The 15,548-nt window shown below is 49.4% G+C and carries 14 protein-coding genes and 1 riboswitch; of the genes, 10 read left to right on the top strand and 4 right to left on the bottom strand.

Translation table 11 applies throughout. From position 1 onward, the window contains the following. The first annotated feature begins 19 nt into the window (after nt 1–19). The 10 genes from B3S86_RS12290 (at nt 20) to B3S86_RS12245 (ending at nt 10,542) form a co-directional block, all read left to right on the top strand. On the top strand, nt 20–1,048 hold the full coding sequence (locus B3S86_RS12290; RefSeq protein ID WP_035410710.1) for a methionine ABC transporter ATP-binding protein: 1,029 nt from the start codon (nt 20–22) through the stop codon (nt 1,046–1,048). Continuing rightward, on the top strand, nt 1,038–1,688 hold the full coding sequence (locus tag B3S86_RS12285) for a methionine ABC transporter permease (RefSeq protein WP_023469541.1): 651 nt from the start codon (nt 1,038–1,040) through the stop codon (nt 1,686–1,688). The genes B3S86_RS12290 and B3S86_RS12285 overlap by 11 nt, the downstream gene beginning before the upstream one ends. 19 nt (nt 1,689–1,707) lie before the next feature. After that, on the top strand, nt 1,708–2,526 hold the full coding sequence (locus tag B3S86_RS12280) for a MetQ/NlpA family ABC transporter substrate-binding protein (protein ID WP_035410708.1): 819 nt from the start codon (nt 1,708–1,710) through the stop codon (nt 2,524–2,526). Nucleotides 2,527–2,548: 22 nt separating this feature from the next. Beyond that, on the top strand, nt 2,549–3,754 hold the full coding sequence (locus tag B3S86_RS12275; RefSeq protein ID WP_035410705.1) for a M20 family metallopeptidase: 1,206 nt from the start codon (nt 2,549–2,551) through the stop codon (nt 3,752–3,754). Nucleotides 3,755–3,937: 183 nt separating this feature from the next. After that, nucleotides 3,938–4,082: riboswitch (FMN riboswitch) on the top strand. A gap of 158 nt (nt 4,083–4,240) precedes the next feature. Next, nucleotides 4,241–5,281, top strand: coding sequence for a bifunctional diaminohydroxyphosphoribosylaminopyrimidine deaminase/5-amino-6-(5-phosphoribosylamino)uracil reductase RibD (ribD, locus tag B3S86_RS12270; RefSeq protein ID WP_035410701.1), 1,041 nt, complete (start codon nt 4,241–4,243; stop codon nt 5,279–5,281). Continuing rightward, entirely contained in the window at nt 5,266–5,892 is a 627-nt protein-coding gene (ribE, locus tag B3S86_RS12265) for a riboflavin synthase (protein ID WP_056064153.1), read from the top strand. Before ribD ends, ribE (B3S86_RS12265) begins: the two co-directional genes overlap by 16 nt. Continuing rightward, the gene (ribA, locus tag B3S86_RS12260; protein WP_290753019.1) at nt 5,892–7,082 is read left to right on the top strand and encodes a GTP cyclohydrolase II; all 1,191 of its coding nucleotides are present in this window, start codon (nt 5,892–5,894) and stop codon (nt 7,080–7,082) included. Before ribE (B3S86_RS12265) ends, ribA begins: the two co-directional genes overlap by 1 nt. Beyond that, nucleotides 7,079–7,537 (top strand): 6,7-dimethyl-8-ribityllumazine synthase, encoded by a 459-nt coding sequence (gene ribE / locus B3S86_RS12255; RefSeq protein WP_035395821.1) that lies wholly within the window; start codon nt 7,079–7,081, stop codon nt 7,535–7,537. The genes ribA and ribE (B3S86_RS12255) overlap by 4 nt, the downstream gene beginning before the upstream one ends. A 212-nt stretch (nt 7,538–7,749) precedes the next feature. Then, a complete protein-coding gene (locus tag B3S86_RS12250) occupies nt 7,750–8,571 on the top strand; it encodes a DUF6612 family protein (protein WP_035410693.1) in 822 nt (273 codons plus the stop codon). Between the two features lie 612 nt (nt 8,572–9,183). Further along, nucleotides 9,184–10,542, top strand: coding sequence for an alanine/glycine:cation symporter family protein (locus B3S86_RS12245; RefSeq protein ID WP_056064159.1), 1,359 nt, complete (start codon nt 9,184–9,186; stop codon nt 10,540–10,542). Nucleotides 10,543–10,779: 237 nt separating this feature from the next. Here B3S86_RS12245 and treC read toward each other — a convergent pair whose 3' ends face one another. The 4 genes from treC to B3S86_RS12225 all read right to left on the bottom strand — a co-directional run bounded on the left by treC (nt 10,780) and on the right by B3S86_RS12225 (nt 15,547). Further along, complete coding sequence (gene treC / locus B3S86_RS12240; RefSeq protein WP_290753014.1) at nt 10,780–12,420, bottom strand: alpha,alpha-phosphotrehalase; 1,641 nt, start codon at nt 12,418–12,420, stop codon at nt 10,780–10,782. A gap of 21 nt (nt 12,421–12,441) precedes the next feature. Continuing rightward, nucleotides 12,442–13,881 carry a PTS system trehalose-specific EIIBC component gene (gene treP / locus B3S86_RS12235; RefSeq protein ID WP_290753012.1) on the bottom strand — a complete coding sequence of 480 codons (1,440 nt, stop codon included), beginning with the start codon at nt 13,879–13,881 and terminating at the stop codon, nt 12,442–12,444. Nucleotides 13,882–14,063: 182 nt separating this feature from the next. Beyond that, the gene (gene treR / locus B3S86_RS12230; RefSeq protein ID WP_290753009.1) at nt 14,064–14,771 is read right to left on the bottom strand and encodes a trehalose operon repressor; all 708 of its coding nucleotides are present in this window, start codon (nt 14,769–14,771) and stop codon (nt 14,064–14,066) included. A 128-nt stretch (nt 14,772–14,899) separates the two neighbouring features. Continuing rightward, nucleotides 14,900–15,547, bottom strand: coding sequence for a DUF4352 domain-containing protein (locus B3S86_RS12225; RefSeq protein ID WP_290753006.1), 648 nt, complete (start codon nt 15,545–15,547; stop codon nt 14,900–14,902). Nucleotide 15,548 lies beyond the last annotated feature (1 nt).

Here is a 15,548-nt window from a genome sequence, read left to right as displayed (position 1 = left end):
AATGAAGGGGGAAAACGGAATGATTGCATTTCATCAAGTCAAAAAAACGTACGTCACGAAGGATCAGACGATCGCAGCACTCGACGGTGTCGACCTGACGATCGAGAAAGGCGAAATCTTCGGTGTCATCGGCTTTAGCGGTGCCGGGAAAAGTTCATTGCTCCGCTGCGTCAACCTGTTAGAACGACCGACGTCAGGAACAGTGACGGTCGACGGAGAAGATTTAACACAACTATCACCAAAAAAATTACGCCAAGCGAAACAGCGGATCGGGATGATCTTTCAACACTTCAATCTATTGAATGCAAACACGGTCTTTACGAACGTTGCGAAACCACTCGTTCTCGCAGGTGTCAAGAAAGACGAGATTCGTCGCCGGGTGACGGAATTACTCGAATTCGTCGATCTTGCGGATAAGGCGGATCATTACCCGGATCAATTATCCGGCGGACAAAAGCAACGTGTCGGCATCGCCCGGGCACTAGCGACGCAACCATCCGTGCTCTTATGTGACGAAGCGACGTCAGCACTCGATCCTCAGACGACACATCATATTCTCCAGTTATTAAAACGCATCAATGCGGAATACGGGATCACCATTCTCTTGATCACCCATGAGATGGGCGTCATCCGGGAGATTTGTGACCGGGTCGCCGTCATCGAAGCCGGGAAGCTGATCGAGTCAGGAACAGTCTTTGATGTCTTTTCGAATCCGCAGACCGAGACAGCGAAAAACTTCGTCCGCTCCGTCATGCATGATGAAATTCCGGCATCAATTCGTCAGTTGATCGAGTCACGGAATGCGCATCCGATCTATAAGATTCATTTTCTCGGACATCACACCGGGCAACCACTCTTATCGCAAGTCGCAAAACGCTTCGACGTCGATGTCAACATCCTGCACGGTAGCATCACGGAGTTACAGGAAACACCGTTCGGTACATTACTTGTTGAACTGATCGGTGAAACAATCGAAGTAAAACGGGCCTTACAGTACATCGATCAGGCACAGGTGACCGTCGAGGAGGTGCTTGCTGATGCTAGTTAACTACAGTGATATCTGGACAGCATTTTTGCAGACGATGACGATGGTGTCAGTGTCGTTATTATTTTCAACTTTGATCGGTTTACCACTCGGCATCCTGCTCGTCGTCACCCGGAAAGGGGCATTGCTCGAGAACGTCCCGCTGTTCACATTCTTCAACAGTATCGTCAATATCTTCCGTTCAATTCCGTTCATCATCTTACTTGTTGCGATCATCCCGTTGACACGGTTGATCGTCCAGACGTCGATCGGAACCGAAGCCGCAATCGTCCCGCTCGTCTTTTACGCCGCACCGTACATGGCGCGTCTGATCGAGAGCTCGTTACTTGAAGTCGATAAAGGCGTCCTTGAGGCAGCAGAAGCGATGGGCGCGACACCGTTTCAAACGATTTTCCGCTTCCTTCTGCCGGAAGCACTCGGTTCACTAATCCTTAATTTAACGATTGCAACAGTCGGCTTGATCGGGGCATCAGCGATGGCAGGCGCCATCGGTGGTGGCGGTTTGGGTGACTTAGCAATTACGTACGGTTATCAACGGTTCGACACGAAAGTCATGATCATCACGGTCGGGATTCTCGTTATCTTAGTCCAAGGCTTACAGACGACAGGCAACATCGTCGCACGAAAAATCAGAAGACATTAATCAAGGGAGCGATTCAGCCATGAAAAAAGCAGTAGCGATTGGAGCAACATTAACGACGATTTTATTTGCCGGGTGCTCAGCATCAGGAGAAGAAGAAAAGACGATCAAGCTCGGGGTCAGCGGTTCAGACACTCAAGTGTGGGATTACGTCGCGAAAAAAGCGGAAAAGGAGGGCATCAAAATCGAGCTCGTCAAGTTCTCCGATTATGTCCAGCCGAACATGGCACTGGCTGAGGGTGAGATCGACGCCAATGCTTTCCAGACGATTTCCTACTTCAACGCCTTCAAGAAGGAACATAAGTTGAAGCTGTCGCCGATTGCGACGACCGTCATTGCACCGATGGGCATTTACTCAGATAAATATAAGGACGTCAAAGATATTCCAGTCGGTGGCAAAATCGCTGTTCCGAACGAAGCGACGAACATGGGACGTGCCTTCTTGTTACTACAAGAAGCAGGTTTGATCAAATTACCGGACGACTTCGACGGCAATGGATCGGTCGATAAGATCGTTGAAAATCCGAAGAAACTGAAAATCGTTCCGATCGTCGCTGGACAAACGCCACGCGTCTTACCGGACGTCGCTGCATCGATCATCAATAACGGTATTGCTGTTGACGCAGGACTAAATCCGATCAAGGACTCGATCGTCCATGAGAACGAGACAGCAAAACCATACATCAACATCATCGCGACACGGACGGAAGACAAGAACAAAAAAGAACTGAAAAAGATCGCGTCGCTTTACCAACAAAAAGATGTCGCGGCTTTCATCAAAAAAGAATATAAAGGTAGCTCGATCCCGACGTTCGTTCCACTAAGCGACATCGGCGAATAAATTCTAAAGGAGAGTGGATAGCATGACGACACCAGTACGCACGACATGGGTAGAGACGATTGAGCAGGACATCGAACAAAAACGGGAATCGTATCTTGAGACGAGCCACCGGATTCATGCGACGCCGGAAATCGGTAACGAGGAATTCTTTGCTTCGCGACTACATGCAGAGCGTTTGACGGCAGAAGGCTTTACAGTAGAACTCGGCGTCGCAGGGCACGAGACCGCGTTCTTCGCGAAGAAGTCAAGCGACCGACCTGGCGCGACAATTGCCTTTCTCGCTGAGTACGATGCGTTGCCGGGCATCGGACACGCATGCGGTCATAATATCATCGGAACGACGAGTGTCGCAGCGGCGATTGCGCTCAGCAAAGTGCTTGATGAAGTCGGTGGGAGTGTCGTCGTGCTTGGAACGCCAGCCGAAGAAGGTGGGCCGAACGGAAGTGCGAAAGGCAGTTTCGTCAAACACCAGTTGCTTGAAGGAATCGATGCGGCCTTGATGGTCCACCCGTCCGGACAAACGCGGATCACGGGGTCCTCGCTTGCGGTCGATCCGCTCGATTTTGCCTTTACGGGTCGTCCCGCGCACGCAGCGGCGACACCGGAAGAAGGTATCAACGCTCTCGACGCTGTCATTCAGCTCTTCAATGGAATCAACGCCTTACGTCAGCAGTTACCGGACGATGTCCGGATCCACGGGATCATCACGCATGGTGGCGATGCGCCGAACATCATTCCGGAATACGCAAAAGCACGTTTCTTCATTCGGGCGACGACACGGGAACGGCTGAATGCCGTCACGGAGAAAGTCAAAGCGGTCGCGCAAGGTGCGGCACTTGCGACCGGGGCGACGCTTGACGTCATCGCTTTCCAAAATGAAGTCGACAATCTTGTCTTCAACCGGACGTTTGATCGTCTCTTCCAAGAAGAAGCAGAGGCGCTTGGGCAAATCGTGCACCTCGACGAACGACCGGGTCTTGGATCGACGGACGCGGGTAACATCAGTCAAGTCATCCCGACAATCCATCCGTATATCAAGATTGGTCCGGACGATCTCGTCGCCCATACAGAAGCATTCAAAGAAGCAGCCCGTTCGGAAGCGGGGGATGAAGCGTTGATCGCAGGCGCTAAAATCCTCGCACGGACAGCACTTCGCGTCCTCGCTGATGAACGGACACGCGGAGCGATTGCCCAAGAATTCCACGACCGGAAGAACGGGTATTTGTAACCGGAACACAATGACTGGACGCACTGATATAAGGTGCTCCAGTCATTTTTAGTATCCAATAGATCACGAATTGGGGAGGGGTAACAGAAGTGGAACGAAATCATAAAAGAGCCAATACCGAAACATTTGCGCTTTGTTTTCTTGAAAAAGATATGCTAGGCTAAAGTTGTATAACTCAATAATCCAGTTCTTCGGGGTAGGGTGAAAATCCCAACCGGCGGTGATGCGATCGATCGATCGACGAGCCCGCGACCCGTGATGTACGCATCATGGCTGACTTGGTGAGATTCCAGGGCCGACGGTAAAGTCCGGATGGGAGAAGAACGAAACGACGCGATTCAAGCTGTTTTCTGAAAAAATGTTTTCAGGAGATGGTCTCTTTCTGCATGCGAAAAAGCAGAAGGCGAACCGTGTATTTCGTGAACCCTTCTATACAGACGCCCCTTTTTCAAGGGGCGTCTTTTTTATTTGAAAGGAGTGAACGCGATGTCACAGATGATGAGTTATGCCATGCAATTAGCACATATGTTAAACGGACAAACAAGTCCGAATCCAAGTGTCGGCTGTGTCATCGTCAAACAAGGACGCATCATCGGTTTTGGTGCGCACCGGTTTGCCGGTGGTCCGCACGCGGAAGTCGAAGCCTTGCGAATGGCAGGAGAGGCCGCCCGTGGTGCTGATCTCTACGTGACGCTTGAGCCATGCAACCATCATGGTAAGACACCACCATGTACGGAAGCGATTCTACAAGCCGGGATCAAACGGGTTTTCGTCGCAACGGAAGACAAACATGCGATTGTCGCTGGTTCAGGGATCAAACGGCTTCAAGACGCGGGAATCGAAGTCGAAGTCGGCTTGTTACGGCATGAAGCGGAAGTCCTCTACGAGACATTTTGGAAAACGATCGAACGGAAACGTCCGACCGTGACCGTCAAAATCGCTCAGACGATGAACGGGATCGCGGCAACGGGGGAACAGCGCTGGATCACGTCAGAAGAAGCACGCGCGAATGGTCGCGCCCTGCGTGGTCGCCATGATGCGATCCTCGTCGGAAGTGAAACGGTGCTCGTCGATGATCCAGCACTGACTTTACGCGCAGTGTCAGGTATCGAGCCGATTCGAGTAATCGTCGATCGCCGTGGTCGGGTGCCAGAGACCGCGCAAGTCTTTTGCGATGGAAAAAATCCAACGTACTGGCTGACGAGTGTTCCTCGGATAAGTCATGATCAAGTGACGGTGCTCGTCGGTGAATATGAGACGCCGGAAGCGATTCTTAAACGCTTATACGAACAAGACATCCGCAGCGTTTTGATTGAAGGTGGACCGACGATTCAAGCCACATTCTTTGAAGCAGATCTCGTCGACCAGATTGAAGTCTACCAAGCCCCGTCGATTTTTGAAGGGACTGCCTGGAACGGACGACATGATATCGAAGAACGTTTTCAAATCGATCAGATTGAAACGGTCGGACCGGATCTCCATCTGACGTACATCCGAAAGGAGGAAACGATATGTTCACCGGATTGATTGAGGAAGTCGGGACCTTAAAACGAAAGATTCCGCGACCGAATGGATTAGCACTTGAAATTGAAGCGCACCGGGTGCTCGAAGGAACGAAGATTGGTGACAGCATCGCCGTCGACGGGATTTGTTTGACGGTCACGTCAATGAGCCCAACCGGTTTTACGGCGGATGCTGTCCATGACACGATTCGTTCGACAGCACTCGGCACGTACCGGGTCGGAAACCCGTTGCAACTCGAACGGGCGATGCCGGCAGACGGTCGGTTCGGTGGACATTTCGTCAGTGGGCACATCGACGGGACGGCACGACTAATCAGTCGGCGACCGGACGGAGAAGCGATGGTGTATACGTTTGATGTCGGATCGTGGCAAAAGTATTGCATTCCAAAAGGATCAATCGCGATCAACGGCACGAGCCTGACCTTGCAACGCGTCACCTCGGAAACGATCTCGATTTCATTGATTCCGCATTCCCGTCAAGTGACGACGTTTGATCGATTGGCAAGCGGCGCAGTCGTCAATATCGAGTGTGACATGATGGCGAAACATCTCTATCATTTCACGCAACATGAGAAACAGACGGACTGGGCAGCATTCTTAGGAGGCGACATGTAATGAACGGATTCGACTTGATTGAAGATGCGATAGAAGATTTGAAGAACGGACGACCGATCATCGTCTGTGATGACGAGGATCGTGAGAATGAGGGCGATCTCGTCATGCTCGCAGAACACGCGACACCAGAAAACATCAACTTCATGATTACGTATGGAAAAGGACTCGTCTGTGTTCCGGTTAGTCCATATGTGGCAGAGCGATTACATCTCTCGCCGATGACGGACAATAATACGGACCCGCACGGTACGGCATTCACGCTCAGCATTGATCATGAAGAAGCGAAGACCGGCATCAGTGCCGAAGAGCGTTCGCTGACGATCCAGCGGATGCTGACGGATGGACCGGAACGTTTCAAACGACCGGGTCACATCTTCCCGTTGATCGCAAAAGAGGGCGGTGTTCGGGAACGACGCGGACATACGGAAGCAGGTGTTGACCTTGCCCGTCTTGCCGGTAGCGATGAGATTGCCGTCATTTGTGAAATCATCAAGGAAGATGGCACGATGGCACGGGTGGATGATTTGCTTCTCTATAAGGAAGAACACGACTTAAAACTGATCACGATCGAGGCACTCGTCGCGTATCTCGAGCGTCCATTGACGCGGGAAGCGGAAGTGTTGCTTCCGACGACATTCGGAGCTTTCCGGATGGTCGGCTATACGACGCAAGATAAGAAAGAACATGTCGCCGTCTTATCCGGTGAAGCGCACGATGGGATGCTCGTCCGTCTGCACTCGGAATGTCTGACAGGGGATGTCTTCGGTTCGAAACGTTGCGATTGTGGTCCACAACTCGATGCGGCACTTGAGCGAATCGAACGAGAAGGTGGAGCCGTCTTGTATCTACGTCAGGAAGGACGCGGCATCGGTCTGATGGCGAAGTTGAAAGCGTACGAGTTGCAGGAACAAGGACTCGATACAGTTGAAGCGAACCATGCACTCGGTTATCCGACAGACATGCGTGATTATACGGTCGCGGCCAACATGTTGCGTGATCTTGGCGTGACGAAGATCCGCTTGATGACGAACAATCCAGACAAACAACGGGTGCTCGAGCAAGAGGGGATTGAAGTCATCGAACGTGTTCCCCATCAAGTACCCGTTGAACCGGAAAATCAGCGTTATCTGAAAACAAAACAAACGAAACTCGGGCACTGGCTCGATATCCAAGGAGGACACACATCATGATTTATGAAGGTTTCTTAACGGGAGAAGGACTACGCGTCGCAATCGTCGCAGCACGTTTTAATGAATTGATCACATCAAAACTCGTCGGAGGAGCGAACGACGCGTTCCGTCGTCACGGTGTTGCGGCGGATGCTGTGGATACAGCATGGGTTCCTGGAGCATTTGAAATTCCACTCGTTGCGGAAAAGTTAGCGAAAAGCGGTAAGTATGATGCGGTCATCACACTGGGTGCCGTCATCCGCGGAGCAACATCACATTATGACTATGTCTGTAACGAAGTCGCGAAAGGTGTCGCGAGTGCGTCGCGTGATACAGGCGTACCCATCATCTTCGGTGTCCTGACGACGGATTCGATCGAGCAAGCGGTCGAACGTGCCGGTACGAAAGCTGGAAATAAAGGCTACGAAGCTGCCGTTTCCGCGATTGAGATGGCGAATCTTTTACGCACGATCTAACGAAATAAGGATAGGGTGACGGAAGTTTCCGTCATCCTATTTTTTTGTGGACATTTTGCAGGTGATAAATCAAATTTCAAAAAAAGAATAGTAGATTTGAAATATGAGGATTTGTTTTGAAGAAGAACGGTAATGAGGTAATAAAGAAACTTTGAAACATTTTCCAATGTTTTTCGTAAATCAGGGTAACGCGTATAAAGGAGGAAATGAATATGAAGAAAACAAGGTGGGTAGCAGCTGGGATCGTCGCAGCATCGATTGGACTAGCTGGATGTCAAGATGGGCAGACAGATTCGGGGAGTGGCAGTGGGTCTGGTTCGACGAAGTCGGGGGAACTCTCGAATACGGAATTACTGAATAAAGCGACAGCCGCTCAAAAAGATATTAAATCGTTCCACATGGAGGGGACAGTCAATTCAAAAGCAGGTGAGATGGCAGTAGATCAGAAGGTATCAGCCGATATCATCCAGAAGCCGCTTACGATGCATCAGACGATGACGATGAAAAATCCACAGGACGGTAAGGACATGTCGATCGAGAGCTATATCGTCGACGATAAGATGTATCTATCGCAAAACGGACAATGGCTCGTTCAAGATGTCTCGGAGCTAGGTGATATGGTTGAGGCGATGGAGTCATCGGCATCGACGGATCAAAATCTCAAGCTACTGAAAAAGTACAAAGACAACTGGACCGCCAAAAAAGAGGGTGACGTTTATCAAATCGACGTCAAACTAAAAGGGGACGACCTCAAAGCATTCATGAAGGATTCGCTCGAGCAGACAGGACAGATGGCACAGATGAAAGATGCGATGGACAGCATCGATTACAAGAAAATGAATTACACGATGACGTATGATGCGAAAACATTCTATCCGAAATCACTCGATATGGACATGGTGTTTGCGATTGAAAAAGATACCGAGTTCAATATGAAGAACGAGTCGACGTTCTCAAAATTCAATGAGATCAGCGAAATCAAATTACCTGCGGAAGCAAAAGATGCACAACCGCTCACAGGTGCAGCACAATAAACATCGAAGTCCCCTCTCTTCCATGAAGATGAGGGGACTATTTTGAGACTTGGAACTGACGAAGAACTTCTTTTAGTGCTTCCGTCTGTTTTTGACTGACGGAAATCTGTTCGTGCATATCGCGGAATGCTTGAGCGTCATCCTAGTATTGAATCGAGATAGCTTCGAATAAATCATTGTCATTGACGACTTTCGTATCGATGAAGGACAGCACCCCACCGGACGCGGCATTCAAATGTTCGATCGTCTTGAGTGGCAAGTTCGTAGGTTTTGCCTGCAGTTGGCGAATAGGACCGAAGATCGATTATAAAATCAAGATAATAAAGATTCCACTGAACACTCCAATGACAACGATCGTAGTGAACAGGAGGATGTGTGCTGTGTTAACGGTATCCGTGATCGTTGCTCCGTTATTCTTAGCCTATTGATTATTAAATTTCACGATTTCGTCAGTTGTTCCGAGACGGTGAAGTATGAATCACGACTATCTCCTTCATATTATTGAAATGAATAAGTATCAAAATAGTTTCATAAAAAAATAGTTTGACAATTATCAGTAAATTCTGAAAAAATGGTAAAGAACTACATATTTCATAAAGGGAGGTAACACGAATGGGAAATTCATTTAGTGACTGGATCAGTACGGTGTCCAATCTTGTTTGGGGACCACCGTTACTTATTCTGTTGGTCGGTACGGGGATTTACTTGACGATTCGCTTAGGATTCATTCAAATTACCAAACTACCGTATGCGCTGAAGCTCGCGTTTTCAAAGCATCAGGACGATAAGTCGGAAGGCGACATCAGTCACTTTCAAGCATTGATGACGGCACTGGCTGCGACCGTCGGTACGGGGAATATCGTTGGTGTCGCAACCGCCGTCGTCCTCGGCGGACCGGGTGCGATCGTTTGGATGTGGTTGTCCGGTCTATTCGGGATGGCGACGAAGTATGCGGAAGCAATCCTTGCCGTCAAGTACCGTGTCGTTGATGAAAATGGACAGATGGCAGGGGGGCCAATGTATTATCTCGAGCGTGGGCTGAAGCAGAAATGGCTGGGTGTCTTGTTTGCCGCATTCGCTTCAATCGCTGCGTTCGGGATCGGGAACGGGGTCCAGACGAATTCGGTCGCCCTCGCGATGAAATCAACGTTCGATGTGCCACTTTACGTGACGGGGATCGTATTGATGGTACTGACAGGCGTCGTCATTCTTGGTGGGGTCAAATCAATCGGAAAAGTTGTCAGTTTGTTTGTTCCGTTTATGATTTTCTTCTATGTTGGAAGTGGATTACTGATTCTCGTCATGAACTATGACTTGATTCCAGGTGCGATTTCGACGATCTTCAGCAGCACGTTCTCAAGCGAAGCAATTACGGGTGGCGCGATCGGGGCGGCGATTCGTTATGGTGTCGCGCGTGGTGTCTTCTCAAATGAAGCGGGTCTTGGTTCAGCACCGATTGCAGCCGCTGCAGCGAAAACGGACTTCCCAGGACGTCAAGCGCTCGTTTCGATGACGCAGGTGTTTTTAGATACATTGGTCGTCTGTTCGATCACAGGTTTGACGCTCGTCATGGGAGGACAACTTGATACGAAGTTACAAGGCGTTGAATTGACGACAGCAAGCTTCGAGGTCTTCCTCGGTCCTGCCGGAAAATACATCGTCACGATTGGACTCGTCATGTTTGCTTATTCGACTGTTCTTGGCTGGTCGTATTATGGCGAAAAATCAATCTATTATCTATTCGGTCAAAAATCGATCCTCCCATACCGTATCCTGTTCGTCTTAGTCGCCGGAGCGGGTGCGATGACGACGAACTTGAACATGGTCTGGGCGATTTCCGATGTCTTTAATGGATTGATGGCGATTCCGAACTTAATCGGTTTGATTGGATTGTCCGGTGTCGTCATTGCTGAGACACGACTGTTCCGCGAACAGTTGAGACGAGAAGAAGCGAATCGGAAAGTTTCGTAGAACATGCGAAAATGAAAGACTCGGAAGGAACTAGTGCTTAAAAATCATTTTTGAAAACGAATGACTTTGCCATCCTCGCTTTCCCTGACAAAAGAATGTACCATGCTTTCTTTTCCTGTAGGAGTCGAGGAATAGGCATTCACATTCTATATCTATTCAACGAAAGAGAAGATTGGTTTCTAGGGTATCCCTTGGAAACCAACCTTCTCTTTTTTGCGTGTGCTCCGTCTCATTCAATCACTTTTTACGATAAAGCATCAGTGATTCATAAGGTCGTAACGTTAAAGTGTACCCCTCTGTCTGCATCTGCTGATAATTATGAAGCAACACCGTATAGTCCGATCCGTCATGAGGTAACGTGAACGTCGTGTCCGTTCCGTAGAAATTCGAGACGACGAGTAATTCTTCTTCACTCGTTGCGCGTTCGTACGCCCAGAGTGATGGATCGTCCGGTGTCAACAGCCGGTATGAACCGTCCGTGAGCACGTCATACTGTTTGCGGAGTTGAATCAACCGCTTGTAATGATGATAGACTGAATCAGGGTCTGCGATAGCAGCCTCGACATTGATTTGATCGTACGTCGGCGAGACCGGGATCCATGGCTCACTTGTACTAAAGCCACCGTTTACGGCGTCTGACCAAGGCATCGGTGTCCGCGCGTTATCGCGTGATTTTTGACGGATCGCAGCGAGAATTGCTTCTTCCGATACACCGTTGGTCCGTGCTTCTTGATAGGCATTCAATGTCTCGACATCACGGTAGTCGGACAGATTCGTGAAGTCCGGATTCGGCATTCCGATCTCTTCTCCTTGGTAAATATACGGTGTACCTTGCAAGCCATGAAGCGTCGTCGCAAGCATCTTTGCACTCTCGACACGATACGCGACGTCGTCACCAAACCGGCTGACGACGCGGGGTTGGTCATGGTTACACCAAAAAATCGCGTTCCATGCTTGTCCGTTCATGCCAGTTTGCCAGTCGGAGAAAATTTGTTTCAACTGCTTGAAGTCAAACGGTGCAGCCGTCCATTTTTCACCGTTCGGATAATCGACCTTCAAGTGATGGAAATTGAACGTCATCTTCAGTTCTTGATTTTCGAGCGAAGAATATTGAAGACAATGTTCAAGCGACGTCGACGACATCTCACCGACCGTCAAGAGATCGTGTCCGGCAAAAACGGCTGCGTTCATCTCTTGCAAGTAGTCATGAATGTTTGGTCCGTCCGTATAGTATGCACGTCCGTCTCCCTCGGGATCATTGGGAAGCCCTGGCGTCTTCGAGATCAAGTTAATGACGTCGAGTCGGAAGCCGCTGACCCCTTTATCGCGCCAAAAGCGCATCATCGCGTAAACGTCTTCCCGGAGTCGGGGATTTTCCCAGTTCAGGTCCGCTTGCGTCTTGTCGAACAGGTGCAAGTAATACTTACCAGCTACCTCATCGAATGACCAAGCAGGACCGCCGAACTTCGATACCCAGTCGTTCGGTGTCTCGCGCCAAATGAAGTAGTCATGATAGGGACTGTCCGGATGACGTCCTTCTTCGAACCAAGCGTGTGACGTCGAGCAGTGATTGACGACGATATCCATCATGACCGACAGACCACGTCGTTTTGTTTCTGCGAGTAACGTCTCGAAATCATCCATCGTTCCATACGAGGGATCAATCGCGTAATAGTCACTGACATCATATCCATTATCGTTTTGCGGTGAGGCGTAGACCGGCGTCAACCACAGGTAATCGACACCAAGATCCGCCAGATAATCGAGTTTGGCCGTGACCCCGCGCAACGTACCGGTCGCTTTGCCCTCCGGACTATAAAAACTCTTCGGATAGATTTGATAAACGGCGGATTTGCGCCAATCGGTTGTCGTGATCATCAGATACACACCTTTCTGAAATTACGCCGCTTTGTTCAGTGCGGCTTTTTTTGCGCGTTTCGTTGAGACATAGTGGAACAGGAACGTACAGGCAATAGGAACGATAATTGCGATTACCATGCCGACAATGAACGATAGAATCGACCCGGGTACGATCGAGATGAAAGCAGGTAAGCCACCGACACCGATTGCAGGAGCAAGGACACCGCTGACTGCGATGAAGGCAGACGCGATTGCTGATCCGACGAGTGCCGCATAAAACGGATATTTGAATCGAAGATTAACCCCGAACATCGCTGGTTCCGTGATCCCAAAGTAAGCGGATAGGGCCGACGTCGACGCCATGTTCTTATCGTTGACGTTTTTCGCGAGGAAGAGCATCGCAAGCGTTGCTGAACCTTGGGCGATGTTCGAGATCGCGATCATCGGCCAGATAAACGTCGTTCCATTTTGTCCGATCAACTGTAAGTCGACGGCGATGAACATGTGATGCATGCCGGTGATGACGAGCGGTGCGTAGAGTGCACCGAATAATAAGGCACCGAGTAACGGAACGGCTTCGAACGTATTGACGACACCAATCGTGATCCAGTCACCGACTTGACGTGTGACCGGTCCGATGACGGCAAGGGCAAGGAAGCCCGTTAATGTGATCGTCGTAATCGGTACGACGAGTAATTGGATGGCGTTCGGTACGCGTTTTTTGAGCCAGCGTTCAATCGTGCTAAGGACATAAGCGGCTGCGAGCACCGGGAGAATTTGTCCTTGATAGCCGACTTTTTCGATTTCAAACAGACCGAGGATGTTGAACGTCGGAATTTCACCTTTTAAAGCGCTCTGTCCGTAATTCCAAGCGTTTAAGAGATCAGGGTGAACAAGCATTAGACCCATGACGATTCCGAGGATCTCACTTCCACCGAAGCGTTTCGTTGCCGACCAGCCGACGAGTGCCGGGAGGAAGACGAAAGCGGTATTTGCCATCATATTGATCAGGTCCCATAATCCTTGTAGATTCGGATAACGATCAATCATCGTCTTGCCACCGAATTCGATACCGAACAGATTATTGATCCCCATTAAGAGACCAGCGACGATGATCGCCGGGATGATGGGCATGAAGACGTCGGAAAAGACTTTGATCAACTTTTGGAACGGGTTCATTTTCGCCGCTCCTGACGATTTAACGTCCGCAATCGTTGTCGCCTGCAAACCAGTCAGTTGAATGAATTCAGCATAGACCCGGTCGACATCACCGGCACCAATGACGATTTGATAAACGCCTGCGTTCAAGAACGCGCCTTTGACGAGCGGAACTTCAAGTAAGGCTTCTTGGTCGACAAGCTCTTGATTTTTAAGCGTTAAGCGAAGACGGGTGACACAGTGAGCTGCCTGCTCAACGTTCTCCTTGCCTCCGATTTTCTCAATGATTTGCTCTGCAATCTGACGATAGTTTGGTTTCATCTCGATGCTCCTTTTTGGAAGTGACGTACTCGACCACTTTTGAAATGAAAACGTTTTCTTATCTGCGCACACTTATCTTAACTTATCTATATAAGTTGGTCAAGAACTTATATAGATAAGTTAAGATGTTAAAAAAAGAGAGAACCCGTCATGTACGGATTCCCTCATGGATCACCATCTATTCAACGCCGTGCGATATCGGTGAATTGAAATTTATCGAGGCGGTGACGTGATTCCGTTCGCTCGAAATGTTGGCCTTCATAGAAGTACGTATCGTTCGTGACGACGATGACGTGTGTCATGTCGTGAAGATCAAGTCGTTCTTGGTCTTCCCGTGTCGCAGGGCGCGCTTCAATCTTTCGTTTCGCATAGCTGATCTGCCGTCCGAGTGTCTCTTCAATGTAATGATAGATGGACCCTTTAGCAATGTCAGCGGTTAGGCCGGGCACAAGTGCGGTCACGAAATGATTAATGTCACGGATGACGCGTTCGCCATCAATCTGACGAATCCGCTCAATACGGGTTACGTCTGTTCCTTGTGCCACATGCAATAACGAAGCGAGCTCAGGAGAGGCGGAGAGCACTTCGCACGATAGCACATCCGTCTCGACAGCATGTCGACCCATCCGGCGATGCGCCTCCGAAAAGCTGACGATTCCGTTGAACTGAAACTCGATCGCTTCTTGTGATAGAACGAAGACACCCTTTCCTTGGTGTTTGCGGACGAAGCCTTTCTCTTGCAGCGCATCGATCGCTTTTCGGACCGTTCCACGACTCGCCTCGAATTCATGCATCAATTCTGTCTCAGAAGGTAATTTCATGTCAGCTGGAAGCGTTCCTTCTTGAATCCGTTGTGCGAGTTGATGATAAATGGTTAAGTATTTCGGCATACAATCCGTCCTTTGCACTCAAATAGTACTTTTAGTGTAGCATGGAACGAATACAGGCATCAAAATAGCTCCACCTATGGTCCGGGTACAACCGGAAAACAGATGGAGCGCAAAAGTGTGAAGGGTAGTTAACGAAGGGATGTCGAATACGTCGTACCCTTTTGGAGGACCGCTTGTTTTTCATCGAGTACGTCACTCGTCAAGAGTTCGATTGATGTGACCGGGCGTTCCAAGATGAATCCAAAGTTACCACTATGAGTTTCAGACGGAGCATATGTCTTTGCCAGGGATTCGAGATAGACATCGTCTTCAAGTGTCTTTTCCGCTTCGTCATCCAGTTTGAAATGAGCAACGGGATTAAAGGTGACGGGTGCGTCACTCGTGTTTGTGATCATGACACGTATCTTAATCAGATCAAAGGACTCATCGTGCGTATAACCATGGAAGAAATCGATCATGCCGTAGCTTGGACGGGCGTGAAAGACTTTGATTTCTTCGATCGTCATCTTGATTGGACCAATCTTCCGCGTTTCATTCACTGGTTTGAACTGTTTTAACGTCAGGTCGCCTTTGTCGTCCGTCACGGTTTGATCGATTTTCGTCAGCTGACGATCATCTGGAAGTTGTGGGTTCGGGACATAGGCGCTTGTTTTTTCAAGCAGTACCGGCTGCTCTTGTTTCGCAGACGATGGTTCTTTCGGTGTGTCTTGTGATGCGGAAGTGCTACAACCAGCGAGCACTGTCCCAAGCATCAAAGTAGCAAGGATCTGTTTCATG

It is taken from the genome of Exiguobacterium sp. UBA3968 (genome assembly GCF_002385115.1).
Lineage (GTDB): Bacteria > Bacillota > Bacilli > Exiguobacteriales > Exiguobacteriaceae > Exiguobacterium_A.
This window is presented reverse-complemented; position numbering and strand designations above follow the sequence as displayed.

Bases quoted from the DNA above. Each gene is read 5' to 3' on its own strand.
- B3S86_RS12250 (WP_035410693.1), top strand. From the start codon at position 7,750: ATGAAGAAAACAAGGTGGGTAGCAGCTGGGATCGTCGCAGCATCGATT.
- ribE (WP_056064153.1), top strand. From the start codon at position 5,266: ATGTTCACCGGATTGATTGAGGAAGTCGGGACCTTAAAACGAAAGATT.
- treP (WP_290753012.1), bottom strand. From the start codon at position 13,881: ATGAAACCAAACTATCGTCAGATTGCAGAGCAAATCATTGAGAAAATC.
- treR (WP_290753009.1), bottom strand. From the start codon at position 14,771: ATGCCGAAATACTTAACCATTTATCATCAACTCGCACAACGGATTCAA.
- ribA (WP_290753019.1), top strand. From the start codon at position 5,892: ATGAACGGATTCGACTTGATTGAAGATGCGATAGAAGATTTGAAGAAC.
- B3S86_RS12280 (WP_035410708.1), top strand. From the start codon at position 1,708: ATGAAAAAAGCAGTAGCGATTGGAGCAACATTAACGACGATTTTATTT.
- B3S86_RS12275 (WP_035410705.1), top strand. From the start codon at position 2,549: ATGACGACACCAGTACGCACGACATGGGTAGAGACGATTGAGCAGGAC.
- B3S86_RS12285 (WP_023469541.1), top strand. From the start codon at position 1,038: ATGCTAGTTAACTACAGTGATATCTGGACAGCATTTTTGCAGACGATG.
- ribE (WP_035395821.1), top strand. From the start codon at position 7,079: ATGATTTATGAAGGTTTCTTAACGGGAGAAGGACTACGCGTCGCAATC.
- B3S86_RS12290 (WP_035410710.1), top strand. From the start codon at position 20: ATGATTGCATTTCATCAAGTCAAAAAAACGTACGTCACGAAGGATCAG.
- ribD (WP_035410701.1), top strand. From the start codon at position 4,241: ATGTCACAGATGATGAGTTATGCCATGCAATTAGCACATATGTTAAAC.
- B3S86_RS12225 (WP_290753006.1), bottom strand. From the start codon at position 15,547: ATGAAACAGATCCTTGCTACTTTGATGCTTGGGACAGTGCTCGCTGGT.
- treC (WP_290753014.1), bottom strand. From the start codon at position 12,420: ATGATCACGACAACCGATTGGCGCAAATCCGCCGTTTATCAAATCTAT.
- B3S86_RS12245 (WP_056064159.1), top strand. From the start codon at position 9,184: ATGGGAAATTCATTTAGTGACTGGATCAGTACGGTGTCCAATCTTGTT.